The sequence below is a fragment of the Pseudomonas sp. B392_1p genome (genome assembly GCF_052245235.1).
GTDB lineage: Bacteria > Pseudomonadota > Gammaproteobacteria > Pseudomonadales > Pseudomonadaceae > Serpens > Serpens gallinarum.
Window position 1 is genome coordinate 25,080 of the sequence record NZ_JBQPXM010000018.1, and the last position, 22,594, is coordinate 47,673.

Genomic DNA, 22,594 nt, shown 5'->3' on the forward strand with positions numbered 1-22,594 from the left:
CTGCGGCATAATGCCCGCCCCTCGTTGTCTGGAGTTCGCCATGCATCCCTGGTGGTTACTCGCCCTGCCTTTTATTGCGGGTTCGTTGATGCCCTTGCAGGCCGGAATCAATGGCCAGGTGGCCAGGCAGTTATCCAGCGTGATGACCGCAGCCCTGCTGTCTTTTAGCGTCGGCACCCTGGCCTTGCTCTGCATCGTGCTCATGCAACGGGGCATGCCCGGCCTCACCGCTTTACGCGAACTGAGCGGGTATCACTGGCTGGGTGGACTATTCGGCGCCGTGTTCATCGCCGTTGCCGCCTTCGCCGCGCCCCGCATTGGCGGGCTGGTGATGATGGTGCTGATCCTCGCCGGCCAACTGGGCATGGCGCTGCTGCTTGATCACTTCGGCTGGGTCGGCTATCGCGAGGCGCCAGTGAGCGCCGGCAAGCTTGGCGGCCTGGCGCTGATCGCCGCGGGCATCTGGTTGATTCAGCGCGGCTGAGCCTTGTGTAGCGAGGTGGTGCTAGACTGCGCCGCTTCAACTTAAGCAAGGCTCAGCGCATGCAGGCAGAAGGTTTTTTCGAAGGGCTCGGCGAAGTGCTGGGGACGATTCTGCGCGTGCTGATCGACAGCCTGTACGGAGTCTTTGCCTGGCTGGCCGGGGCCGGCGCCAGCTTTCTCAACGGCCTGTCGAAAGCCCTGGGCATGGACCCGTCACTGCTCAGCCTGGTGGCCGTGGCGATCGGCCTGCTGGTTCTCATTTCCGCATTCCGGGCGCTGTTTCGGCGCGCGCTATTTTCCGGAGTTTTGCTACTGTTGCTGGCCCTGTGGCTGTTCAGCCTGGTCATTCACTGAGCATCGCTTGCCCCTCTCTGAAGGGCCGCTTGGGTCGCCAAGCCCGCATCGGGTAAACTCCGCCGACTTTTACACCTATAAAACGATCAGTCTGATGCCCAAGACGTTCCATGAAATCCCCCGCCAGCGCCCTACCACGCCTCTGCTCGACCGCGCAGCGACGCCCGTCGAGTTGCGCCGCCTGGGCGAAGCGGAACTGGAGCAACTGGCCGATGAGTTACGCCAGGAGCTGCTCTACAGCGTCGGGCAGACCGGCGGACACTTCGGCGCCGGCCTCGGTGTGATCGAGCTGACCATCGCCCTGCACTACGTGTTCGACACCCCGGATGACCGCCTGGTGTGGGACGTTGGCCATCAGGCCTACCCGCACAAGATTCTTACCGGTCGCCGCCAGCGCATGGCCAGCCTGCGCCAGAAGGACGGCCTGGCCGCCTTCCCGCGCCGCACCGAGAGCGAGTACGACACCTTTGGTGTAGGCCACTCCAGCACCTCTATCGGCGCGGCACTCGGCATGGCCATCGCCGCCCGCCTGCAGGGCCAGAAGCGCAAGTCGATTGCCGTGATCGGCGATGGCGCACTGACTGCCGGCATGGCCTTCGAGGCGCTCAACCACGCCCCGGAAGTTGGCGCCGACATGCTCGTTGTGCTCAACGACAACGACATGTCGATCTCGCGCAACGTCGGCGGCATGTCCAACTACCTGGCCAAGATTCTTTCCAGCCGCACCTACGCCAGCATGCGCGAAGGCAGCAAGAAGGTGCTGTCGCGCCTGCCCGGCGCCTGGGAAATCGCCCGCCGCACCGAGGAGTATGCCAAGGGCATCCTGGTGCCTGGCACGCTGTTCGAGGAACTGGGCTGGAACTACATCGGCCCCATCGACGGCCACGACCTGCCCACCCTGGTCGCCACCCTGCGCAACATGCGAGACCTGTCCGGCCCGCAGTTCCTGCACGTGGTGACCAAGAAGGGCAAGGGCTTCGCCCCGGCCGAACTCGACCCCATCACCTGGCACGCGATCAACAAGCTGGAACCGGTGGATGCGCCCAAAACGCCCAAGGCGCCGTCTGGCCCGCGTTATTCGAACATCTTCGGTCAGTGGCTGTGCGACATGGCTGAGGCCGACCCGCGCCTGACCGGCATCACTCCCGCCATGAAGGAAGGCTCGGACCTGGTGGCCTTCAGCGAGCGCTTTCCGGAGCGCTACTTCGACGTCGCCATCGCCGAACAACATGCCGTAACCCTGGCCGCCGGCATGGCCTGCGAAGGCGCCAAGCCGGTGGTGGCGATCTACTCGACCTTTCTGCAGCGTGCCTACGACCAACTGATTCACGATGTGGCAGTGCAGAATCTCGACGTGCTGTTCGCCATCGACCGCGCCGGCCTGGTGGGCGAAGACGGCCCGACCCATGCCGGCAGCTTCGACCTGTCGTTCCTGCGCTGCATCCCCGGCATGCTGGTGATGACACCCAGCGACGAGAACGAGCTGCGCCGCATGCTGACCACCGGCTTCCTGTTCGACGGCCCTGCGGCCGTACGGTACCCGCGCGGCACTGGCCCCAACGCCACCTTGGAACCGGGCCTGCAGCCACTGGAAATCGGCAAGGGCGTGATTCGCCGCCAGGGCAATAAAGTTGCCCTGTTGGCGTTCGGCGTGCAACTGGCCGAAGCGCTCAAGGTCGGCGCAACGATGGATGCCACCGTGGTCGACATGCGCTTTGTCAAACCACTGGACCAAGCCCTGGTGCGCCAACTGGCCGACAGCCATGAGCTGCTGGTGACCATCGAGGAGAACAGCATCATGGGTGGCGCCGGCAGCGCGGTGAGCGAATTCCTCGCCAGCCAAAACCTGGTCATGCCTCTCCTCCACCTCGGCCTGCCGGACAGCTATGTCGAACATGCCAAGCCCAGCGTCATGCTCGCCGAGTGCGGGCTGGACGAAGCCGGCATCGAGGCGGCGGTGCGCGCGCGGTTGAGTCTGCTGCAAGCATGAAAAGCTGTGGGTGAAGGTGATTCCAACCTCACCTACAGGCCCGTTCATCCTTGTCTTTCCGCGCGCGACGCCGTAAGGTGCGCGCGTTTTACTTATCCGCCCAGGTGTGCGTGACCGCAAGGTGCGCATTAAACGGGAAGCCGGTGCGTTCGATCCGAACAATCCCGGCGCTGCCCCCGCAACGGTAATCGACCGCGATCCCCGAGATCGCCGTCCGCTCAAACGCCACTGTATTTGAAATATGGGAAGGCGAGCGCGATGAGAGTCGAGAGCCCGGAGACCGGCCAGAGCGGATTCGACTGGTGTTGCGGAGGGCAGCACCGTCAAGCGCTGTGCCTGCAATCCAGACTCCGTGCTTGTTCCTGCCCTCCTCAAAAGTGTTGTTCTTTTGAGGAATCTCCTGATGAAATTGTCCCGTTTGGCTCTGGCCGTGGCCCTTGCGCCGATTACGGCATTCGCCGCCAACGAAACTCCGCGCTTCGATGAACAACTGAAACTGCCTAATGTGGTGGTGACGGCGTCGCGTATGGCTGAAGCCGCCAGCGACAGCAGCGCGTCGATCAGTGTATTTACCCGTGCCGATATCGACCGCCTGCGCCCAGCCAGCGTGCCGGAACTGCTGACCCATGTACCCGGTGTCCAGGTGGCCAATTACGGCGGTCGTGGTGCCAACTATGGCCTGTACATCAGAGGCACAAGCACCGCACAGACTCTGGTTCTGATCGACGGCGTACGAGTCGGCTCGGCCACTATCGGCGGCGCCAGCCTGCAATTTTTGAGCGTTGATCAGATTGAGCGCGTCGAGGTCCTGCGTGGCTCGCGCTCGGCCATCTACGGTGCCGATGCCATGGGTGGCGTCGTGCAAATTTTCACCCGCCGCAGCCAAGGTGAAGGCCTCACCCCCTACGTTCGCCTGGCAGCCGGCACGGATAACGCGCGGGAGACCAGCCTGGGGCTGTCAGGTGGTAACGCGCTGACGCGCTTCAGCCTTAACGCGAGCCTGGAAGAGACCGACGGTTTCGATCGTACACACGCCTCCTTCCCCAGCGATGCGGATGATGATGGTTATCGCAACCGCTCCTTGTCCATGAGCCTGAGCCACCGTCTCAGCGACAAGGTAGAAGCCGGCTTAAACGTGCTGGATCAGCGCGGCAAGACCGAGATCGACAACCCGTTCGGGCGTTGGGACGACACCCTGTACGCCAGTTTCCCGGCCGAGCCCTATGATGAATTCACTATCAGCAGTACGTCTGTTTATCTCGATGCGCAGCTCACGAATGCCTGGAGCAGCCGCCTGGAATTGGGCCACAGCGAAGACAAACAGGAAAACTTCGACAAGTTGTTCCCCGGCAGCTCGGTGAACAACACCTACCGGGACTCCGCCAGTTGGTTGAATACCCTACACCTGGACGACGCCCACAGCCTGCTGATCGGGCTCGACTATCTAAATGACAAAGTCGGCAGCAGCAACGAATACGATCAGACCAGCCGCTGGAACCAGGCGGCCATCGTCCAACATCAGTTCCATGGCGAGACATTCTCCACTGAACTGGGGATGCGCCACGACCAGAATGAGCAGTTCGGCCATGAGAACACCTTCAACGCCGCGCTGAGCCTGCCGGTGAATGCCGACCACCAGGTGATTCTCTCTTACGCCGAAGGCTTCCGCGTTCCCACCTTTGCGGATCTGTATTGGCCCGATGAAGGCTGGACCAAAGGAAATCCCGACCTTGAGCCAGAGCGCTCAAAGAGCTATGAGCTGAAGTGGCGTGCGCGTCTGGCCGCTGAGACCCGCCTGGAGGCCTCCATCTACCGTACCGACTTCCGTGACCTGTTGGCTTATGTGAGCGACCCCATCACTTGGGTTGGCAGCACGCAAAACCTTGGTGTAGCTCGCATCAACGGTTTTGAAGCCCACCTTGAGCACGACCTGTTTGGCTGGCAGGCCAATTTAGGCGTCAGCATCATTGATCCACGCAACCGCGAAACCGGCGGCATCCTGCCCAACCGTGCCAAACGTACCCTGAGCCTGGATCTGGATCGCCACTTCGGAGCCGTGGGCGTCGGCGCCAGTTGGCGGGCCGTGAGCCGCAGCTTCAATGATGGCGCCAATACTCAGGAAATCGCCGGTCACGGCGTCCTCGACCTGCGCACCAGTTGGCAAGCCAGCGATGAACTGGGCTTCGACCTGAAGTTGGCCAACGTTCTGGACAAGGACTACAGCCGCCTGCTTTACAGCTACGAGGGCCAACAACGCGGCTATCAGGAAGCACCGTTCAGCGTGATGCTCGGCCTGACCTGGACACCCTCCCTGTAGCACCCCCTGCGGTTGCCGGCCAGCCGGCAACCCGCCATATTCCGCAAACGCCGCCGCTGTGGCGTTTTATCTGATCAGACGAGGCGATTTCTGGTGCTGCGTGTCCTGCTGATGCCCTTGCTCCTGTTGCTGGCCCTGCCCGGGCCAGCCCGGGCCGACAGTACGTCGGCGCAGCGCATCGTCTCACTCGATCTGTGCCTGGACTGGATGGTCGCCCATTACCTTCCGCCTGAACGCGTGGCCGCCCTGTCGCAGATGCAGAAGCGCTACCCCATCGACTGGATCGGCCCGCAATGGCCGAGTCATGACGGCAGCCTTGAACAGATCTACGCCCTGCAACCAGACTTGGTGGTGGTCGGGCAGTACGCCGGCACCTTGCTGCGCCAGCGCCTGCAAGCGCTGGGCAAGCGGGTAGAGATTTTCCCATTGCCGCAAAACCTGCAGGATGTGGCGAATTACGAAGTGCACTTCCTGCGAGCCGTGGGCCTTCCGGTATCCCTGGCCAGTCGCCCGCCGCTGGCCAGTTTCACGCCCACACGCGAGCAACGTCTGTTGCTGCTGGGCGCCAACGGCATCGGCACCGGGCGCGGCACGCTGGAAAACGAAATCCTCGAGCGCGCTGGCTGGACCAACTACCTGCGTGGCAACGGCTACCAGCGGCTGGATCTGGAGCAGGTCGTCGCCGATCCGCCGGATGCCATCCTCTGGGCTGCGCCGGAACACCGGGCGCTGGCCAACCAGTTCGCCGAACATGCGGCGCTCAAGCACGCCGTACCCGCCGAACGCTGGCTGACCACCGACTACTGGCGCTGGCAATGCCCCGGCCCCTGGACCTGGGATCTGATAGGACAACTGCACCAATGGCTCGACTGATCACCCCCCTCCTGGCCTTGCTGGCGCTTGTCCTGGCGCTGCTGTCGCTGAGCCTCGGCTCCACCCAGGTGGCGGTATTAACCGGGCTGCTCGATTGGCTCAGCGGCGGCAACGGCCCGGACGCCATTGTCATCGGTGAAATTCGCCTGCCGCGCACGCTGCTGGCCCTGGCGGTGGGCGCGGCGCTGGGGCTGAGCGGCGCAGCCTTGCAAGGCCTGTTGCGCAACCCACTGGCCGATCCGGGTCTGACCGGTGCCAGCCAGGGCGCTGCGCTGGGGGCAGCCGGAGTGTTCTATTTCGGTTTGCTGCCGTGGGCCGGAGCCTTTGCGCCGGCGCTGGCCGGGCTGTGCGGGGCCGGCATCGCCCTGACCCTCATGCTGGGCCTGGCCGGTTCCAGCGGGGCCGGCATGGTGATTCTCGCCGGTCTGGCCATCAGCACCCTGAGTGGAGCGCTGCTGGCCGCCGTGCTCAACTTCGCCCCCAATCCCTATGCCATGCAGGAACTGGTGTTCTGGCTGCTGGGTTCGGTGTCCGAGCGCGGACTGGAGCATCTGCTGCTGCTTGGCCCGGCGTTGTTGATCGGTTTTTTGCTGATCTGGGGCCAGCGCCGTCTGCTGCTGGGCCTGAGTCTGGGCGAACAAGTCGCCCAAAGCCTGGGGCTGGCCCACAAGCGCGGCAGCCGCCTGGTCGTGCTGGGCTGCGCGCTACTGGTCGGCGCTTCCGTGGCCGTGGCCGGCGGCATCGGTTTTGTCGGCCTACTGGTCCCGCACCTCATTCGTCCGCTGGTGCGTCACCGCCCCGACCGTTTGCTGATTCCCTCGGCGCTGGCCGGTGCCTGTCTCGTCTGCCTGGCCGATATGGCTGTACGCCTGTTGCCGGCCGGGCGTGAATTGAAACTGGGCGTGCTCACGGCGCTGATCGGTGCCCCGCTGTTTATCTGGCTGGTGTGGAAGGAGCGCAAGCAATGGATCTGATTCGCCTCGAACGCGTGAGCGTACCCGGCCGCCTCGAACCTGTGCGCTTCTCGCTCGCCGCCGGCGAGATGCTGGGCCTTATCGGCCCCAACGGCGCGGGAAAATCCACCCTGCTGAACGCGCTGGCGGGCATTCAGCCTCACACCGGCAGCCTGAGTTACTTCGGCTTCGACGCCGCTCACCTGAGCCCGAAGCAACGTGCCCAGCGCATCGGTTTTCTGCCGCAGAGCCATCACAGCGCCTGGTCCCTGAGCGTGGAGGATGTGGTCGCCTTGGGCCGCCTGCCATGGGGCGACGAAGACGCTGCGCTGATCACGTCTGCCATGCAACGTACCGGCGTGCTGGAGTGGCGCACACGCAAGGTTGCGGAACTCTCCGGTGGCGAACAGGCGCGCGTCTGGCTGGCTCGCGTCCTCGCCGGCCAACCCGTGTTACTGCTGGCCGACGAGCCGATCGCCAGTCTCGATTTGCGTCACCAGCGCAAGGTGATGGAGCTGCTGCGCGATCATGCGCACCAGGATCGCTCGGTCGTGCTGTCTATTCACGACCTGGGGCTGGCCGCGCGCTACTGCGACAAGCTGTGCCTGCTCGCTGAAGGACAGGTGCTGGCCTATGGAACCCCGCAAGAGGTGTTGACCGAGGCCCATATCACCGCTGCCTTCCAGGTGGATGTGCATATCGACCTCACCACCAATCCACCCATCATCCTGCCCAAGTGAGCACCATGCTGAAGCTGAGTAAGAACCTCGATGAGGTCTGTTATCCCTTTATTCAGGACGCCTCGTCATTGTGCGATTTCGAGGTCGTTACCGATGAACTATGCGCGCTGATTGGTGGGGTGCTCGCCTACCTGCCGGACGACATGCCCGACCTGCGTGCCGACCTCGAAAAGCTGCAACCGCTGGCGTTTCACGTCAACGGCTCGGTGCGCGGGCGCCTGGCGATCGAAGAAGATGACCTGAGCTGGCTAAGTGCGCGCATGGCGCACTATCGCGAAGAGGTGTCGGAGCGTTTGCAGGGGTTTGTCCTGCCCCGCGGGCACGCGCCGGTGCCGCAACTGCACCAGGCGCGCTCGGTGGCGAAGAAAGCCATCCGCGCCTTGGTGCGTGTGGATCAGGAAGGGATTGAAGTGCCGCTGGTGCTGCCGCGAATGTGCAACCTGATGTGCAATTTCTTCTTTGTGCTGACACTGGTGGTGAACCAGCGTCGCGGTTTTGAAGAGACGTACTTTGTCAGCAAGAGTTACGGCAAAAGCACCTGACGCGGAATGCGGTAAAGCGCAAAAATCATCACGCTGCCGAAGATCAGCAGCAGGCACGCAACGCCTTCCAGACCCGACAACGTACCGAGGGCGGCCATCCAGGCCGGCAGGCTGGCCCAATAGAGTCCTTTGCCCTGTGCTTGTTGCAGAGCGCCCCAGCGGGCCGATTCGTCGGCGTCCGTCTGGCCCATGGCCCAAAGCGCCCGTTTAAAGGCGGGGAAGAATTTCAGGGTGAGAAACAGGCTGAGCAGGCCGGCGATAAAAAACGCCATGGGCGGCAGGCCCCAATCCATGTCGACCTGCGCCAGCACCAGCCAGGGCAGCACGCACAGGGCCAAGCGGCCCCACCAGATCAGGTTCAATCGGCGACGGGCGTTGGCGCGATTCATGGCTGTTCGACTTCGTCCTGATGCAGGCTGCCGAGCATGTGCCCGAGCTTGCCGGCCTTAGTCGCCAGGTATTTGCGATTGTGTGGGTTGAGCCCGGTCTTCAGCGGCTTGCGCTCAGTGACGGGAATGCCGAAGCCTTCCAGCGCCTTGACCTTGCGCGGGTTGTTGGTCATCAGCTTGAGTTCACGGATGCCCAGGTGTGCGAGCATCGGCAGGCAGATGCCGTATTCACGCATGTCGGCAGGGAAGCCCAGGCGTTCGTTGGCTTCCACCGTATCGGCGCCGCCGTCCTGCAGTTCATAGGCACGGATCTTGTTCAAGAGGCCGATGCCACGGCCTTCCTGGCGCAGGTACAGCAGCACGCCACGACCTTCATCGGCGATGGCGCGCAACGCTGCTTCCAGTTGAAAGCCACAGTCGCAGCGCAGGCTGAACAGCGCATCGCCCGTCAGGCACTCGGAGTGCACCCGGCCCAGCACAGGCTGGCCATCGCCGACATCGCCCAGGCTCAGCACCACATGCTCTTTGCCGGTCGCCTCGTCGAGGAAACCGTGCATGGTGAATTCGGCAAAAGGCGTAGGCAGTTTGGATGCGGCGACGAAAACGACGGACACCGGAGAAACTCCAGAAAAAATAAAGCGCGGAGTATAACCGCAGTGAAGCGGCTTGCGGGCGTGGAAAGCCACGAACGGACTGACTGAAGAAGGTACGCGTGACGACCTACAACTTGGATTCCAGTACCAGTACGCCCTGCTCCTCGCGCCAACGTACACGGCTGAGAAAGCTCATGCCCAGCAGGGCTTCGGTCGGCGCATCGCCTTCCAAAATCACCGTATCCACACCGAGCACTTCCAGGCTACCGACCTTGACCCGGTCGACGCTGAGCTTCCAGCCCTTGGCCGTGCCACTGGCCGTACTGGCCAGCATCGGCCGTCCCTTGACCCGATAATCCAGCCCGAGGCGCTTGGCGTGCTGTTCATTGATCGCCAGCGACGTCGCCCCGGTGTCCACCAGAAACTGCATCGGATGGCCGTCCACCGAGCCGGCGACCCAGTAGTGCCCACCCAACCCTCGGGCAATGCTGATCTGCTGCTTGCTCGGCGCGCTGAAGCCCTCACTGTATTCTCGGCCCAACTCGAACCGACGCGTCTGGCCATCGATGCGCAACACCGCGCCGCGACTGTCGGCGCTGACCACTTCGACACCGCCCGGCCCTACCTGGCCAACCTTTACCAGCTTGCGCTGGCCGTCGACATTGAGCACGGCGGCATTGGGGAACAAACCGACCACCAGCACCTGCTCGGGCGCGGCCTGGGCCAGGGAAGCGGCCAGCAACAGGCTGACCAACGGAAGGAGACGACGCATCGGCACTGGCGGCTCGCTAAAAAGATACGGGCGATCAGAATAGCCATCGGCGCGCACGGCGAACCGTGGCCAGGTCACAGCTGAGGGAATTCCAGGGGGAGTGGAAACGGGATAAGCGGCCCATGACCTGATGTCAACGCCGCGGCTGCATCCAGCCTGACCGCCGCCCGGTGGATCGATAAAGCGTGATCCACCCATGAAAGCGCGACACGTTTTTCGTCGCCGGCAGGGTGGATGTCGCTTTTTACATCCACCACAGCACCACTCAGTGGATCGTGATTCACCTACGAAAAGAGCTGAGTGCCGCCGTTAAGCCAGGCCCAGATGATGCCCTGCATGGCCATCCAGGCGAACACACCGGCCAGCACGTCGTCGAGCATGATGCCGACGCCGCCATGCACATTGCGGTCGACCCAGCGGATCGGCCAGGGCTTGAGGATGTCGAAGAAGCGGAACACCAGGAACCCGACCAGCAACCACTGCCAGCCCTCGGGCACCAGCCACAGGGTGATCCACATGCCGACCATCTCGTCCCAGACGATGCCTTCGTGGTCGTGCACGCGCAGGTCGTTGGCGACCTTGCCGCACAGCCAGAAGCCGAACAGCATGGTCACGCCGAGCATCAGCCAATAGCCCCAGTCCGGCAGCATCTGCCAGAGCGGGATAAACGGCAGCGCCACCAGCGAGCCCCAGGTGCCCGGCGCCTTGGGCAGGGTGCCGGAGCCAAAGCCGAAGGCCAGGAAATGCCAAGGATTGCGCCACACCGAAGGCGGTACGGGTTCGGAACCAGAGAGCTCAGTCACGGGAAGGCCCAAAATGTTGATAACCACGTTCGGGCAGCGAAAGTTCGCCTCCCTGTTCATCGTACAGGTGCACGCCCTCACCTATCGCTACCCGGCCGATGACCGCCACGTCCGGCCAGTGCGCTTGCACGTCGGCCAGATGCCGCTCCGGCAGCGTGAACGCCAGCCGGTAGTCATCGCCGCCAGACAACGCACACTGCTCGGCCGCTTGGCGTCCCCCAAGGCTCAGCAATGCCTCGGAGAGTGGCAAACGCGTCCGGTCGATATGCAACGCGACCTGTGACGTCTTGGCGATATGCCCGCAATCCGCCAACAAGCCATCGGATATATCCAGCGCCGCGCTGGCCTTGCCGCGCAGCAGCAGGCCCAACTCAAGCTGCGGTTGCGGCGACCAGTACCGCGCCAGCAAGGGCTTGGCGATAGACGCCGCTGCGACTCGCTCGCCCAGCACCAGCGGCAACGCGCCGGCTGCATCACCCAGGCTGCCGCCCACACACAACAGCTCGCCGGGTTGCGCGCCGGCACGAGTCAGCGCCGAACCACGCGGTACCCGGCCGAACACCGTCATGCCCAGGCTCAACGGCCCGCGCGTGGTATCACCGCCCACCAGGCGCAAAGCGCACGCCTGCGCCATGTGATTCAGGCCACAGGCGAACGCCTGCAGCCACGCCTCGTCAGCCGCGGGCAGGGTCAGGGATAAGGTAAACGCAAGGGGGGTGGCGCCCATGGCAGCCAGATCACTGGTCGACACTGCCAGGGCACGCTGGCCCAGCAGAAAGGGATCGCACGGATCAGGAAAGTGCACGCCGGCCACCAAGGTGTCAGTGGACACCGCCAAGTGTTCGCCGGACGGCACGTCAAGCAAGGCGCAATCGTCGCCGATGCCCAGCGCCACGCCCTCGCCGCCTTGCGCACAGGGCGCGGCGGCGAAGAAGCGGCGGATCAGCTCGAACTCACCCATGTGGGCGGATCATCAGCGCTTGTTGCTGCGCACTTCGGCGGTGCGCAGCGTGGGCGCCAGCTTGTCCAGCACGCCGTTGACGAACTTATGCCCGTCAGTGGCACCATAGGTCTTGGCCAGCTCGATCCCTTCGTTGATCACCACGCGATACGGTACATCGACGCGGTAACTCAGCTCGTAGGTGGACAGTCGCAGGATGGCCAGTTCGACCGGGTCGAGCTCCTCCAGCGGGCGGTCCAGGTGCGGTTCGATATGCCCGTCGACCTCGGTCTTGTTGCGCGCCACGCCAGTGAGCAGTTCATGGAAATACGCCCCGTCGACGCCGGCGAAATCGTTGTCGACGCGAAACTGCGCCTCGATTTCGTTCAGACTCTGGCCAGCCATGTGCCACTGATACAGCGCTTGCATGGCCAGGCTACGCGCCACTCGGCGCGTCGCGATCTTGCCCTTGGCCGGCTTGGCCGGCTGGGCATCGGGACTGTCGTCGCGATTCAGGCTCACTTGACCTCCAGGGCGGTCAGCAGGCTGACCATTTCCAGGGCGGACAATGCAGCCTCGGCGCCCTTGTTGCCGGCCTTGGTGCCGGAGCGCTCGATGGCCTGCTCGATGGAATCTACAGTCAGCACGCCGAAGGAAACCGGCACGCCGTATTCCATGGACACCTGGGCCAGGCCCTTGGTGCATTCACCGGCGACGTATTCGAAGTGCGGCGTGCCGCCACGAATGACCGCGCCGAGGGCGATGATCGCCGCGTACTCGTCCATCTGGGCGACTTTCTGTGCCACCAGCGGGATTTCGAAGGCACCCGGCGCGCGGATGATGGTGATGTCGTCTTCGCTCACACCATGGCGAACCAAGGCGTCAACAGCGCCGCTCACAAGGCTTTCGACAACAAAGCTGTTGAAGCGGCCGACCACCAGGGCAAATTTTCCTTGGGGGGCGATGAAGGTACCTTCGATGGTCTTCAGGGTCATGGACTGGCTTCTCTTCTCTTAAAGAACGAAGGCGCCGCGTTCCGGCGGCGCCTCTGGGCATTATTCAGCGGGCAGGTATTCTACAACTTCCAGGTCGAAACCGGATATCGCGTTGAACTTCATGGGCGAGCTCATCAAACGCATCTTGCGCACGCCCAGATCACGCAGGATCTGCGAGCCCGCACCCACCGTGCTGTAGATCGCCGGCGTCGGGGCCGGGGTCTGCTGGCGGTTGAGCTGGGCGAGCAGTTCGGGACCGGTCAGCGGTTTGCCGAGCAGCAGCACCACCCCGCTGCCGGCCTTGGCCACCTCAGCCATGGCCGCGCGCAGGCTCCAGCGTCCCGGCACGTTGACCAGCAGCAGGTCGCGCAGCGGCTCCATGTTGTGCACGCGCACCAGCGTCGGCTCCTCGGGACTGATCTCGCCCAGGGTCAGCGCCATGTGCACGTTGTCTTCGACGCTGTCGCGGTAGGTGACGAGGTTGAACTGCCCCAGTTCGGTATCCAGCGGCTGCTCGGACACGCGCTGCACCGTACGCTCGTTGACCATGCGGTAATGAATCAACTCGGCGATGGTGCCGATCTTGATGCCATGCTGCTCGGCGAAGGCTTCAAGCTCCGGACGACGGGCCATGGTGCCGTCGTCGTTCATGATTTCGCAGATCACGCCGCTGGCATCGAAACCGGCCATGCGCGACAGGTCACAGGCCGCCTCGGTGTGGCCGGCACGCGACAGCACGCCGCCGGGCTGGGCCATCAGCGGGAAAATGTGCCCCGGGCTGACGATATCCTCGGCCTTGGCGCCCTTGGCCACGGCCACTTGCACGGTGCGCGCACGGTCGGCGGCGGAAATGCCGGTGGTCACGCCTTCGGCGGCTTCGATGGATACGGTGAAGTTGGTGCCGAAGCCGGAGCCGTTACGCTGCGACATCAGCGGCAGATCGAGGGCTTCGCAGCGCTCGCGGCTCATCGGCAGGCAGATCAGACCCCGGGCGAAACGCGCCATGAAATTGATGTGCTCGGCCTTGCAGCATTCGGCGGCCATGATCAGGTCGCCTTCGTTCTCGCGGTCTTCGTCATCCATGAGGATGACCATCTTGCCCTGGCGGATGTCTTCGACCAGCTCTTCGATAGTGTTGAGTGCCATGCTGGCAAATTCCTTACTTGAGGTAGCCGTGTTCGGCCAGGAAACCTTCGGTGATGCCGGATGCCGTGGGCTCGGCGGCTTTGTCGCCGAGCAGCAGACGCTCGATATAACGCGCCAGCATGTCGACTTCCAGGTTGACCCGCCGCCCGGGGCGGTAGTCGGCCATGATGGTTTCCACCAGGGTGTGCGGCACGATGGTCAGCTCGAACTCGGCGCCATTGACCGCGTTCACCGTCAGGCTGGTGCCGTCCACGGTGATTGAGCCCTTGTGGGCGATGTACTTGGCCAGTTCGCGCGGCGCGCGAATCTTGAATTGCACGGCGCGGGCATTGTCCTCGCGGGACACCACCTCGCCGACGCCATCGACATGACCACTGACCAGATGGCCGCCCAGGCGGCTGGTCGGTGTCAGGGCCTTTTCCAGGTTGACCGGGCTGCCGGTTTTCAGGTCGATGAAGCCGGTGCGCGCCAGCGTTTCGCGGCTGACGTCGGCCCAGAAGCCGTCGCCGGGCAGTTCCACGGCGGTCAGGCACACGCCGTTGACGGCGATGCTGTCGCCGAGCTTGACGTCGCCCAGGTCCAGCTTGCCGGTGGCCACGTAGACGCGCACATCTCCACCCTTGGGCGTGATCGCGCGAATGCTGCCGATGGCTTCGATTATTCCTGTGAACATGGAGCCTCCGTGACGAGGCAGGTGAAGCGATGCATATGACGAACTCCTGTTTGTAAAAACAGGGCACTGCAGATCGAAAGGGATTGGACCGACGCACGAACGGCGCCCGTCGAGGCATCCCGCTCTCTCTCATCCGGACTATACCGTCGGCTCCGGGATCGCACCGGATCTGCTGACCTTGCTCGGGTGGTCCCCTGACAAGCGCTCGCGGGCTAGGCCATCAGCCATCACCGCCGGTGGGGAATCACACCCCGCCCTGAGAACGTTGCGCGCCACCTTGGTCGAATGGCGCACGCCGGCGTTTTAACACAAAAGCCCGCGGCGTGCAGCCGCAGGAGCGCTATGGAGGCGTGGCGCGAATATCTGTTTTTGGGGGTCCACCGCACTGCGCGTGAGGATTCGCCCCCTATCTAGCCACCCAGACACGCTAATCCATACTCTCGTTTCCGCCTCGCGGGATCTCCAAGTGGGCTTCTCAAAGCGGCTGGCTTGGTGCTGACAACGTAACAGTTACTCCAAGCGTAACTATTGCCTCCCCTGCTTGATTGATGACCAGCGGGGCACTGCCTACTGTGAGTCCACTAAGCGGAAACCTGTGGAGTCATTATGACAACAACAATATCCCCACCGCCGCAATGGTCGCGTCGTCGCGCAGAAAAAGCCCGCCGTCTCGATCAGGTGCGTAGCCTCGCCGATGGGGTGGTCCTGCCTAGCGACAAGATCGTCGCGGCGCTCGAAGCTCTGATCGCGCCAGGCGATCGCGTGGTGCTCGAAGGCAACAACCAGAAGCAGGCTGATTTTCTGTCCCGGTCGCTGGCCAAGGTCGATCCCGGCAAACTGCATGACCTGCACATGATCATGCCCAGCGTCAGCCGCGCCGAGCACCTGGACCTGTTCGAGCGGCAGATCGCGCGCAAGCTCGACTTCTCCTTCGCCGGCCCGCAGAGCCTGCGCATCAGCCAGCTGCTGGAAGATGGCCTGCTGGAAGTCGGCGCCATCCACACCTACATCGAACTCTATTCGCGCCTGTTGGTGGACCTGATCCCCAACGTCGCGCTGGTGGCCGGCTTCACCGCCGACCGCGAAGGCAATATCTACACCGGTCCCAGCACCGAAGACACCCCGGCGCTGGTCGAGCCCACCGCCTTTTCCGACGGCATCGTCATCGTTCAGGTCAACGAAATCGTCGATGACCCGCGCGACCTGCCGCGCGTGGACATCCCGGCGAGCTGGGTGGATTTTGTGGTGCAGGCCGACAAGCCGTTCTACATCGAGCCGCTGTTCACCCGCGACCCGCGCCACATCAAGCCGGTGCACGTGCTGATGGCGATGATGGCGATCCGCGGCATTTACGAAAAACACAACGTGCAGTCGCTCAACCACGGCATCGGCTTCAACACCGCGGCCATCGAGCTGATCCTGCCGACCTACGGTGAAGCACTGGGCCTGAAGGGCAAGATCTGCCGCAACTGGACGCTCAACCCACACCCGACGCTGATCCCGGCGATCGAGACCGGTTGGGTCGAGAGCGTGCACTGCTTCGGCACCGAGCTGGGCATGGAGAACTACATCGCCCAACGCCCGGACGTGTTCTTCACCGGCCGCGACGGATCGATGCGCTCCAACCGCATGATGTGCCAACTGGCCGGGCAATACGCGGTGGACCTGTTCATCGGCGCCACCCTGCAGGTGGACGGCGACGGACATTCCTCGACCGTCACCCGTGGCCGGCTGGCCGGTTTCGGCGGAGCGCCGAACATGGGCCACGACCCGCGCGGTCGCCGCCATCCGACGCCGGCCTGGCTGGACATGGCCAGCCCCGGCGGCGAAGGCCCGGTCACCATGCTCGAGCGCGGCAAGAAGCTCGTGGTACAGATGGTCGAGACCTTCCAGGAAGGCGGCAAACCCACCTTCGTCGAGCAACTCGATGCGGTCGAGGTGGCGAAGAAGAGCGGCATGCCGCTGGCACCGATCATGATCTACGGCGACGACGTTACTCACCTGCTCACCGAGGAAGGCATCGCCTACCTGTACAAGGCCCGTTCGCTGGAAGAACGCCAGGCAATGATCGCCGCGGTGGCGGGCGTTACCCGCATCGGCCTGCGCCACAACCCCAAGGACACCGAGCGCATGCGCCGCGAAGGGCTGATCGCGCTGCCGGAAGACCTCGGCATTCGCCGCACTGACGCCACCCGCGAGCTGCTGGCGGCCAAGAGCATTGCCGAGCTGGTCGACTGGTCCGGCGGTCTCTACAACCCGCCTGCCAAGTTCAGGAGCTGGTGATGAGCGCCCTCATTGCAAGGCAGGTACAGCCATCACTGGCTGAACGCCTGGCGGACGTGGCGGTGCAGGCGCTGATCGACGAGGCGGACCTGTCGCCCAAGCCGGGGCTGGTAGACCGGCGCGGCAACGGTTCGCACGACGACCTGCACCTGGACCTGATGCACGCCTCGGCCAACGCGCTGTGGCCGACCTTCAAGGCGATGGCCGAGGCCGCGCTGATCGCCGGTGAGGTCAGCCAGTCGCTGCGTGAAGCCCTCGGCCAGTTGGGCCGCGATGGCGAGGTCGCGATGCTGCGTGTCACCGGCGGGGTCAACACCCACCGTGGCGCGATCTGGGCGCTGGGCCTGCTCTGCGCGGCGGCGGCACTGCACGCCGGTAGCGCCGCGCCCCGACATATCGCCGCAACGGCTGCGGCGCTGGCTCGGCTGGACGATCCCGGCGCACCCGCCAACCCCGACAGTCATGGCGCGCGGGCGTGCCGCACCTATGGCGTACTGGGCGCTCGCGAACAGGCACAGCACGGCTTTCCGGCCGTTATCGAACAGGGCTTGCCGCAACTCGTGGCCAGCCGTCGTGACGGCGAGCAGAACGCTCAGCTCGATGCGCTGCTAGCCATCATGAGCCAGTTGACCGACACCTGCGTGCTGCACCGTGCCGGCCTCGAAGGCCTGACTCGCATGCAGGCCGGTGCCTGCGCCGTGCTCGCAGCCGGTGGTGCTGGGAGTCTTGCCGGCCGTCGGCAGTTGCTGGAGCTGGACCGCGACATGCTAGCGCTGCGCGCCTCGCCCGGCGGCGCCGCTGACCTGCTGGCCGCCACTCTTTTCCTCGACCGCCTGGCACCCGCCGCATCGGCGCCGATTGGGAGCAATTGATCATGGAAACCCTGTCTTTCGAATTTCCCGCCGGGCAACCCGCCCGCGGCAAAGCTCTGGTCGGCGTGGTCGGCTCGGGTGATCTGGAAGTGCTGTTGGAGCCCGGCCAGGCCGGCAAGTTGGCAATCCAGGTGGTCACTTCGGTCAACGGCGCCGAGCAGCGTTGGCAGCAGCTGTTCGAGCGGATGTTCCGTGAGCACACGCCGCCAGCGCTGAACATCGATATTCACGACTTCGGTGCGACCCCCGGCGTGGTACGCCTGCGTCTGGAACAAGGGCTTGAGGAGGTTGGCCATGACTGACATTGCACGTCTGCTGCAGTCACGCAGCTTCGTCGAACTCGGCGCTCGCCAGCGTGCCCGTGCACTGCTGGATGACGGCAGCTTCCGCGAATTGCTCGACCCGTTCGACCGCGTCACCTCGCCCTGGCTGGGCAAGCAAGGCATCGTCACTCAGGCCGACGACGGCGTAGTGGTGGCCAAGGGCACCATCGATGGCCAACCCGCGGTGATCGCCGCCATCGAAGGCGCCTTCCAGGGCGGCAGCATGGGCGAGGTCGGCGGCGCGAAGATCGCCGGTGCGCTGGAACTCGCCGCCGAGGACAACCGCAACGGCATCCCCACCCGCGCCGTGCTGCTGCTGGAGACCGGCGGTGTGCGCCTGCAGGAAGCCAACCTGGGCCTGGCGGCCATCGCCGAGATCCAGGCGGCCATCGTCGAACTGCGCGACCACCAGCCGGTGATCGGCGTGGTCGCCGGCTCGGTCGGCTGCTTCGGCGGCATGGGGATTGCCGCCGGACTATGCAGCTATCTCCTGGTCACTCGCGAGGCGCGTCTGGGCCTGAACGGACCACAAGTGATCGAGCAAGAAGCCGGCATCGAGGAATACGACGCCAGCGACCGGCCGTTCATCTGGAGCCTGACTGGCGGCGAGCAGCGCCATGCCAGCGGCCTGGCGGACAGCTACGTCGCCGACGATACCGATGCCATCCGTAATGAACTGCATCGGCTGTTCACCCAAGGCAAGCCGGCGCAGCCGCGTAGCCGCCGCCATGCCTGGTTCCTGCAACGCCTGGCTGACGCCGACACTCGCACGCAGCCCGATGCCGCGGCGGTACGTGCCCTCTATCAAGGAGATGCCCAATGAGCCGTGGACTGAATTGGTTGCAAGCCCTGGCCGGCGGCCAGGCCCTGGCCGGCTATCCGGCCTCGGTAAAGGTTATCGACGGCTCGCTCGGTGGGCGTGCCGCGCGCTATATCGCCGTGGTGCCGGATGCCGAGAATCCATATCCGCGGGCGCGCAATGGTGAAGTCGGCCTGCTCGAAGGCTGGGGCCTGGGCAAGGCGGTGGATGAGGTGATCGAAGCCGACCGCGAGACGCGCGACAAACGCGCGCTGGTTGCCGTGGTCGACGTGCCGAGCCAAGCCTATGGCCGGCGCGAGGAAGCCCTGGGTATTCATCAGGCGCTGGCCGGCGCGGTGGACGGCTATGCCCGAGCTCGTCTGGCCGGCCACCCGGTCGTCGCGCTGCTGGTGGGCAAGGCCATGTCCGGCGCCTTCCTTGCCCATGGCTACCAGGCCCAGCGGATCATCGCCCTGCGCGATCCGGGCGTGATGGTGCATGCCATGGGCAAGGCCGCCGCCGCGCGCATCACCCTGCGCAGCGTCGAGGAACTGGAGGCGTTGGCCGAGTCGGTGCCGCCGATGGCCTATGACATCGACAACTACGCGACCCTCGGGCTGCTCTGGCAAACCCTCTCAGTGGAAAACATCGAGCAGCCGGCCGGTGAAGACTTGGCCCGCGTGCGTGACTGCCTGCAACAGGCCATCGCCGACATCGGCGCCAGCACTGACCTGCGTGGCCGCCTCGGCGCGCCGAATCGCGAGGCGTCATTGCGGGTGCGGGAGATGCTCCGAGCCCAGTGGTGATTGAAACTCGCCCCTTCCCGTCAAGGAGAGCGGCGGGAAGGGGCCAATAGCGAGCCCCCAAGCTTCACCTCCACAACAACAATCACGAGGAGGCTGCAGATGAACGACACTCCACGCCCCCACGACCTGCTCTGGGGTATGACCCCGACGCAGTTGCCCACTGACGCGCCGGCCTGGGCGCGGCAGGCATTGGCCGCTGGCCAGCCGGTGGTGGTGCGCCGCGCGCTCGTCGCGCCGGGTCAGGTTGCGGTCGGCGTGCGCGGCACCCGCCGCGATCAGCGTTATGCCACGGTGATGAGCGTGAGTCGGATAGTGCGTTGCATGAGTCCCGAGCAGCTGGTCGCGCAGGTTACCGCTGGTGATTTGCCGGCCTTTAGGGCACTTGCCGTGCTCAAGCCGGTGTTCGACGGTCTGGAGCGCCCCTGGGGCGTCACCGGTTCGGTCGGTTTCCAGTTGGCCACAGGTGTTGCCGTGGCGCGTGTCGAGAGCGATCTCGACCTGCTGCTGCGCACGCCCTACGAGCTGCCACGCACCGAAGCGCGCGAACTGCAGCAGCTGCTGGACACTTCGCCCTGCCGCGTAGACCTGCAGTTGGAAACCCCGGCCGGTGCCGTCGCCCTGCGCGAGTGGGCCGGCGGCTCGCCCCGTATCCTGCTCAAGTGCGCCACAGGTGCTCGGCTGATCGAGAACCCCTGGGCTCCCGGGGAGATGGCGGCATGAGTAGCCTGTTCGCCTTTCCCGGCCAGGGGGCGCAAAAGCCCGGCATGCTGCATCGCCTGCCGGATGAGCCGGAGATCGCCGCTACCCTGATCGAGGCCAGCGAGGTGCTTGGCGAGGACGCACTGGCCCTGGATTCGGCTGAAGCGCTCGCCTCGACCCGCGCCGTGCAGCTCTGCCTGCTGATCGCCGGGGTGGCTGGGGCGCGTTTGCTGATGCGTGAAGGCCTGCACCCCGACTATGTCGCCGGGCTTTCCATCGGTGCCTATGCCGCCGCGGTTACCGCCGGGGCGCTGGACTATGCCGATGCCCTGCGCCTGGTGGCGCTGCGCGGCGAACTGATGCAGAACGCCTATCCCCAGGGCTATGGCATGACGGCCATTCTCGGCCTCGATCTCGGGCAGGTTGAGGGCCTGCTGGCGCAGGCCCACGGCCCGCACACACCGGTGCATCTGGCCAACATCAACGCCGACAACCAGATCGTCATCGCCGGCAGCGATGCGGCCATGGCGGCGGTCGCGCAGCATGCAAAAGCCTTGGGCGCATCTTGTGCCAGGCGCCTGGCGGTGAGCGTGCCATCGCACAGCGCGCTGCTGGAAACGCCCGCCGCGCAACTGGCCGAGGCGTTCGCACCCGTTACCCTGCGTGCGCCGCGCCTGCGTTATCTCAGCAGCACCACGGCACGGCCCATCACCGACCCCGAGCGGCTGCGCGATGACCTGGCCTTCAATATGTGCCGCGTCGTGGATTGGCACGCCACGCTGCGCACCGCTTACGAACGTGGCGTGCGCCTGCACATCGAACTGCCGCCGGGCTCGGTCCTGACCGGGCTGGCGCGACGGGTAATCGAGCAAGGCACGCTGGTCGCTTTCGATGGCGCCCGGCTCGATACGTTGGACGCCTTGCTGCGTCGGGAGGTAGGTCGAGCCGAGTAGCACAGCAGGAGGGAGGGTCGCGGTGCCGCCTTCCGCCCTACCCGAAATGGGTGCCCTGCAGGTGTGCCTTACCGAGGCGTTCAACACCCCATTGGGCAGCTGTTTCGGCCCGTGTTCGAAGATGCGCGGACTGCTGACTGATGCCTCAGCAGTTCCGCTGATACTCAACGTAACCCGCAGCGCGCCTCTATGGGCGCGTTCGCGCTTCTCAGGATTACCGAACAATGAATATTCTCAAGGTCAGCCACAAACTGGCTCTAGGTTTTGCAGCCATTCTTACGCTGACAGTGGCCGTAGCTTTAATCGGTATCTACGGCATGGATGCATTGATCTCACGCAGCGATAAGGCGCAGGATGCCGCCATTCTGCTGGATGAGGCCAATCAGATCCGCTACGCGCAGGTCAGCTTCGAAACCCGAGGCGACAAGCAGTATGTGGAGGCGGTGGACCAGTCGGTGGCTCGGATCGTCCAGCTCGTAGAGGAGCAGAAGGCCGCCTTCGTCGACCCAGAGGATCTGCAGCGGCTGGATGTCATTGCCAGTGAGGCACAGCGTTACCAGCAGCACTTCCAGGAGCTGGCCGCACTTTGGCAGCTCAAGGTGACCACGCGCAGCGGCTGGGTGAACGCCGGCAATACCTCCGATGCATTGATCGCGGAACTGGAAGAACGCTGGGCGGGCACTGCGGATGATCCAATTGTTCACACCAGCCGTAAAGCCGCCACCATCGGCCTGCTCGCCGGCGAGGTGTCCAAGCACAACCGGCTGGTGCGCTTCATGGTACGCGGTTACCTGATGACCGAAACCGAGCAATCCCTGCAGCAGTTGCAGCAACAGTTCAAGAGGCTTCAGGCCGCCGTCGACAAGCTCGACAGGCACCTGGCTGGCGCTTCGGCGGAACTTCTGCAGCCCTTGCATGGGTCCGTCGGCACCTACATCAGCCAATTCGCCAAGCTGCCACCGATCGTGGCCTCCCAGGTGCAAGCGCGGCAGGAAATGCAGCGCATTTTCGACAATATCTATCGCAACACTAACGAAATTGTGCAGTCCCAGACAGAAAAGCGCAGCGCTGAAGCAGGAGGAAGACAAGCATTGCTGTTGGGGATCACATTGCTGGCAGTGGCGCTTGGGTTGATCATCAGCTGGCTGATCGTGCGGCAGATTACCAGCCCGCTGGCTCAGGCCGTGCGCGTCGCCGAGCGCATCGGTGCGGGCGATATGACGGAACAGCCGCGCCAGCAGCGTGGCGACGAATTCGGGCAGTTGCTCGATGCGCTGGACCTTACGCGCGGCAATC

At 64.4% G+C, this 22,594-nt stretch carries 24 protein-coding genes, 1 pseudogene and 2 riboswitches; of the genes and pseudogenes, 16 read left to right on the plus strand and 9 right to left on the minus strand.

What is annotated here, in order from left to right:
- The first annotated feature begins 10 nt into the window (after positions 1-10).
- From ACTV8E_RS19650 to ACTV8E_RS19685, 8 genes are all read left to right on the plus strand, one after another.
- Positions 11-484 carry a DMT family transporter gene (locus tag ACTV8E_RS19650; protein WP_443200568.1) on the plus strand — a complete coding sequence of 158 codons (474 nt, stop codon included), beginning with the start codon at positions 11-13 and terminating at the stop codon, positions 482-484.
- A gap of 59 nt (positions 485-543) precedes the next feature.
- Positions 544-837, plus strand: coding sequence for a hypothetical protein (locus tag ACTV8E_RS19655; RefSeq protein WP_273536470.1), 294 nt, complete (start codon positions 544-546; stop codon positions 835-837).
- A gap of 94 nt (positions 838-931) precedes the next feature.
- Positions 932-2,827 carry a 1-deoxy-D-xylulose-5-phosphate synthase gene (dxs, locus tag ACTV8E_RS19660; RefSeq protein ID WP_443200569.1) on the plus strand — a complete coding sequence of 632 codons (1,896 nt, stop codon included), beginning with the start codon at positions 932-934 and terminating at the stop codon, positions 2,825-2,827.
- An 85-nt stretch (positions 2,828-2,912) separates the two neighbouring features.
- A riboswitch (cobalamin riboswitch) is annotated at positions 2,913-3,130 on the plus strand.
- A 100-nt stretch (positions 3,131-3,230) separates the two neighbouring features.
- Positions 3,231-5,144, plus strand: coding sequence for a TonB-dependent receptor plug domain-containing protein (locus ACTV8E_RS19665; protein ID WP_251834731.1), 1,914 nt, complete (start codon positions 3,231-3,233; stop codon positions 5,142-5,144).
- Between the two features lie 93 nt (positions 5,145-5,237).
- On the plus strand, positions 5,238-6,017 hold the full coding sequence (locus ACTV8E_RS19670) for an ABC transporter substrate-binding protein (RefSeq protein ID WP_251834730.1): 780 nt from the start codon (positions 5,238-5,240) through the stop codon (positions 6,015-6,017).
- A complete protein-coding gene (locus ACTV8E_RS19675) occupies positions 6,005-6,991 on the plus strand; it encodes a FecCD family ABC transporter permease (protein WP_251834729.1) in 987 nt (328 codons plus the stop codon). The genes ACTV8E_RS19670 and ACTV8E_RS19675 overlap by 13 nt, the downstream gene beginning before the upstream one ends.
- The gene (locus tag ACTV8E_RS19680) at positions 6,982-7,710 is read left to right on the plus strand and encodes an ABC transporter ATP-binding protein (protein ID WP_251834728.1); all 729 of its coding nucleotides are present in this window, start codon (positions 6,982-6,984) and stop codon (positions 7,708-7,710) included. The genes ACTV8E_RS19675 and ACTV8E_RS19680 overlap by 10 nt, the downstream gene beginning before the upstream one ends.
- Before the next feature lie 5 nt (positions 7,711-7,715).
- Complete coding sequence (locus ACTV8E_RS19685) at positions 7,716-8,252, plus strand: ATP:cob(I)alamin adenosyltransferase (RefSeq protein ID WP_273536465.1); 537 nt, start codon at positions 7,716-7,718, stop codon at positions 8,250-8,252.
- Here the strand turns inward: ACTV8E_RS19685 and ACTV8E_RS19690 are convergent.
- The 9 genes from ACTV8E_RS19690 to ACTV8E_RS19730 all read right to left on the minus strand — a co-directional run bounded on the left by ACTV8E_RS19690 (position 8,234) and on the right by ACTV8E_RS19730 (position 14,563).
- Positions 8,234-8,641: a hypothetical protein gene (locus ACTV8E_RS19690; protein ID WP_443200570.1), complete on the minus strand. Its 408-nt coding sequence runs from the start codon at positions 8,639-8,641 to the stop codon at positions 8,234-8,236. The two genes, ACTV8E_RS19685 and ACTV8E_RS19690, sit on opposite strands and share 19 nt — an antisense overlap.
- Positions 8,638-9,255, minus strand: a complete 618-nt coding sequence (gene ribA / locus ACTV8E_RS19695; protein ID WP_251834725.1) for a GTP cyclohydrolase II — start codon at positions 9,253-9,255, stop codon at positions 8,638-8,640. The genes ACTV8E_RS19690 and ribA overlap by 4 nt, the downstream gene beginning before the upstream one ends.
- Positions 9,256-9,361: 106 nt before the next feature.
- The gene (locus tag ACTV8E_RS19700) at positions 9,362-10,006 is read right to left on the minus strand and encodes a retropepsin-like aspartic protease family protein (protein ID WP_443200571.1); all 645 of its coding nucleotides are present in this window, start codon (positions 10,004-10,006) and stop codon (positions 9,362-9,364) included.
- A gap of 284 nt (positions 10,007-10,290) precedes the next feature.
- On the minus strand, positions 10,291-10,809 hold the full coding sequence (locus ACTV8E_RS19705; RefSeq protein ID WP_443200572.1) for a phosphatidylglycerophosphatase A family protein: 519 nt from the start codon (positions 10,807-10,809) through the stop codon (positions 10,291-10,293).
- Positions 10,802-11,770, minus strand: a complete 969-nt coding sequence (gene thiL, locus ACTV8E_RS19710; RefSeq protein WP_443200573.1) for a thiamine-phosphate kinase — start codon at positions 11,768-11,770, stop codon at positions 10,802-10,804. The genes ACTV8E_RS19705 and thiL overlap by 8 nt, the downstream gene beginning before the upstream one ends.
- A gap of 12 nt (positions 11,771-11,782) precedes the next feature.
- Positions 11,783-12,271: a transcription antitermination factor NusB gene (gene nusB / locus ACTV8E_RS19715; protein ID WP_443200574.1), complete on the minus strand. Its 489-nt coding sequence runs from the start codon at positions 12,269-12,271 to the stop codon at positions 11,783-11,785.
- A complete protein-coding gene (ribH, locus tag ACTV8E_RS19720; protein WP_443200575.1) occupies positions 12,268-12,744 on the minus strand; it encodes a 6,7-dimethyl-8-ribityllumazine synthase in 477 nt (158 codons plus the stop codon). The genes nusB and ribH overlap by 4 nt, the downstream gene beginning before the upstream one ends.
- A 60-nt stretch (positions 12,745-12,804) precedes the next feature.
- Positions 12,805-13,890: a bifunctional 3,4-dihydroxy-2-butanone-4-phosphate synthase/GTP cyclohydrolase II gene (gene ribBA, locus ACTV8E_RS19725; protein ID WP_443200576.1), complete on the minus strand. Its 1,086-nt coding sequence runs from the start codon at positions 13,888-13,890 to the stop codon at positions 12,805-12,807.
- A gap of 13 nt (positions 13,891-13,903) precedes the next feature.
- The gene (locus tag ACTV8E_RS19730; RefSeq protein WP_443200577.1) at positions 13,904-14,563 is read right to left on the minus strand and encodes a riboflavin synthase; all 660 of its coding nucleotides are present in this window, start codon (positions 14,561-14,563) and stop codon (positions 13,904-13,906) included.
- Positions 14,564-14,680: 117 nt separating this feature from the next.
- Positions 14,681-14,831, minus strand: a riboswitch (FMN riboswitch).
- 338 nt (positions 14,832-15,169) lie between these two features.
- Between ACTV8E_RS19730 and mdcA the strand changes: the two genes are divergently transcribed.
- The 8 genes and pseudogenes from mdcA to ACTV8E_RS19770 all read left to right on the plus strand — a co-directional run.
- The gene (mdcA, locus tag ACTV8E_RS19735) at positions 15,170-16,846 is read left to right on the plus strand and encodes a malonate decarboxylase subunit alpha (protein WP_443200578.1); all 1,677 of its coding nucleotides are present in this window, start codon (positions 15,170-15,172) and stop codon (positions 16,844-16,846) included.
- A complete protein-coding gene (locus ACTV8E_RS19740) occupies positions 16,846-17,718 on the plus strand; it encodes a triphosphoribosyl-dephospho-CoA synthase (protein WP_443200579.1) in 873 nt (290 codons plus the stop codon). Before mdcA ends, ACTV8E_RS19740 begins: the two co-directional genes overlap by 1 nt.
- A gap of 2 nt (positions 17,719-17,720) precedes the next feature.
- Positions 17,721-18,020: a malonate decarboxylase subunit delta gene (locus ACTV8E_RS19745; RefSeq protein WP_443200580.1), complete on the plus strand. Its 300-nt coding sequence runs from the start codon at positions 17,721-17,723 to the stop codon at positions 18,018-18,020.
- Positions 18,013-18,864, plus strand: coding sequence for a biotin-independent malonate decarboxylase subunit beta (locus tag ACTV8E_RS19750; protein ID WP_443200581.1), 852 nt, complete (start codon positions 18,013-18,015; stop codon positions 18,862-18,864). Before ACTV8E_RS19745 ends, ACTV8E_RS19750 begins: the two co-directional genes overlap by 8 nt.
- Positions 18,861-19,646: a biotin-independent malonate decarboxylase subunit gamma gene (mdcE, locus tag ACTV8E_RS19755; RefSeq protein ID WP_443200582.1), complete on the plus strand. Its 786-nt coding sequence runs from the start codon at positions 18,861-18,863 to the stop codon at positions 19,644-19,646. The genes ACTV8E_RS19750 and mdcE overlap by 4 nt, the downstream gene beginning before the upstream one ends.
- A 99-nt stretch (positions 19,647-19,745) precedes the next feature.
- On the plus strand, positions 19,746-20,366 hold the full coding sequence (locus ACTV8E_RS19760) for a malonate decarboxylase holo-ACP synthase (protein WP_443200583.1): 621 nt from the start codon (positions 19,746-19,748) through the stop codon (positions 20,364-20,366).
- Positions 20,363-21,298, plus strand: a complete 936-nt coding sequence (gene mdcH, locus ACTV8E_RS19765) for a malonate decarboxylase subunit epsilon (protein WP_443200584.1) — start codon at positions 20,363-20,365, stop codon at positions 21,296-21,298. Before ACTV8E_RS19760 ends, mdcH begins: the two co-directional genes overlap by 4 nt.
- Positions 21,299-21,615: 317 nt before the next feature.
- Positions 21,616-22,590 (plus strand): annotated as a pseudogene (locus ACTV8E_RS19770) (methyl-accepting chemotaxis protein); the annotation flags it as partial.
- Positions 22,591-22,594: the final 4 nt, after the last annotated feature.

Bases quoted from the DNA above. Each gene is read 5' to 3' on its own strand.
- dxs (WP_443200569.1), top strand. From the start codon at position 932: ATGCCCAAGACGTTCCATGAAATCCCCCGCCAGCGCCCTACCACGCCT.
- ACTV8E_RS19680 (WP_251834728.1), top strand. From the start codon at position 6,982: ATGGATCTGATTCGCCTCGAACGCGTGAGCGTACCCGGCCGCCTCGAA.
- thiL (WP_443200573.1), bottom strand. From the start codon at position 11,770: ATGGGTGAGTTCGAGCTGATCCGCCGCTTCTTCGCCGCCGCGCCCTGT.
- ACTV8E_RS19760 (WP_443200583.1), top strand. From the start codon at position 19,746: ATGAACGACACTCCACGCCCCCACGACCTGCTCTGGGGTATGACCCCG.
- ACTV8E_RS19665 (WP_251834731.1), top strand. From the start codon at position 3,231: ATGAAATTGTCCCGTTTGGCTCTGGCCGTGGCCCTTGCGCCGATTACG.
- ACTV8E_RS19740 (WP_443200579.1), top strand. From the start codon at position 16,846: ATGAGCGCCCTCATTGCAAGGCAGGTACAGCCATCACTGGCTGAACGC.
- ACTV8E_RS19750 (WP_443200581.1), top strand. From the start codon at position 18,013: ATGACTGACATTGCACGTCTGCTGCAGTCACGCAGCTTCGTCGAACTC.
- ribH (WP_443200575.1), bottom strand. From the start codon at position 12,744: ATGACCCTGAAGACCATCGAAGGTACCTTCATCGCCCCCCAAGGAAAA.
- ACTV8E_RS19675 (WP_251834729.1), top strand. From the start codon at position 6,005: ATGGCTCGACTGATCACCCCCCTCCTGGCCTTGCTGGCGCTTGTCCTG.
- ACTV8E_RS19700 (WP_443200571.1), bottom strand. From the start codon at position 10,006: ATGCGTCGTCTCCTTCCGTTGGTCAGCCTGTTGCTGGCCGCTTCCCTG.
- mdcA (WP_443200578.1), top strand. From the start codon at position 15,170: ATGACAACAACAATATCCCCACCGCCGCAATGGTCGCGTCGTCGCGCA.
- ACTV8E_RS19650 (WP_443200568.1), top strand. From the start codon at position 11: ATGCCCGCCCCTCGTTGTCTGGAGTTCGCCATGCATCCCTGGTGGTTA.
- ACTV8E_RS19730 (WP_443200577.1), bottom strand. From the start codon at position 14,563: ATGTTCACAGGAATAATCGAAGCCATCGGCAGCATTCGCGCGATCACG.
- ACTV8E_RS19745 (WP_443200580.1), top strand. From the start codon at position 17,721: ATGGAAACCCTGTCTTTCGAATTTCCCGCCGGGCAACCCGCCCGCGGC.
- ACTV8E_RS19690 (WP_443200570.1), bottom strand. From the start codon at position 8,641: ATGAATCGCGCCAACGCCCGTCGCCGATTGAACCTGATCTGGTGGGGC.
- ribBA (WP_443200576.1), bottom strand. From the start codon at position 13,890: ATGGCACTCAACACTATCGAAGAGCTGGTCGAAGACATCCGCCAGGGC.
- ACTV8E_RS19655 (WP_273536470.1), top strand. From the start codon at position 544: ATGCAGGCAGAAGGTTTTTTCGAAGGGCTCGGCGAAGTGCTGGGGACG.
- ACTV8E_RS19685 (WP_273536465.1), top strand. From the start codon at position 7,716: ATGCTGAAGCTGAGTAAGAACCTCGATGAGGTCTGTTATCCCTTTATT.
- mdcE (WP_443200582.1), top strand. From the start codon at position 18,861: ATGAGCCGTGGACTGAATTGGTTGCAAGCCCTGGCCGGCGGCCAGGCC.
- mdcH (WP_443200584.1), top strand. From the start codon at position 20,363: ATGAGTAGCCTGTTCGCCTTTCCCGGCCAGGGGGCGCAAAAGCCCGGC.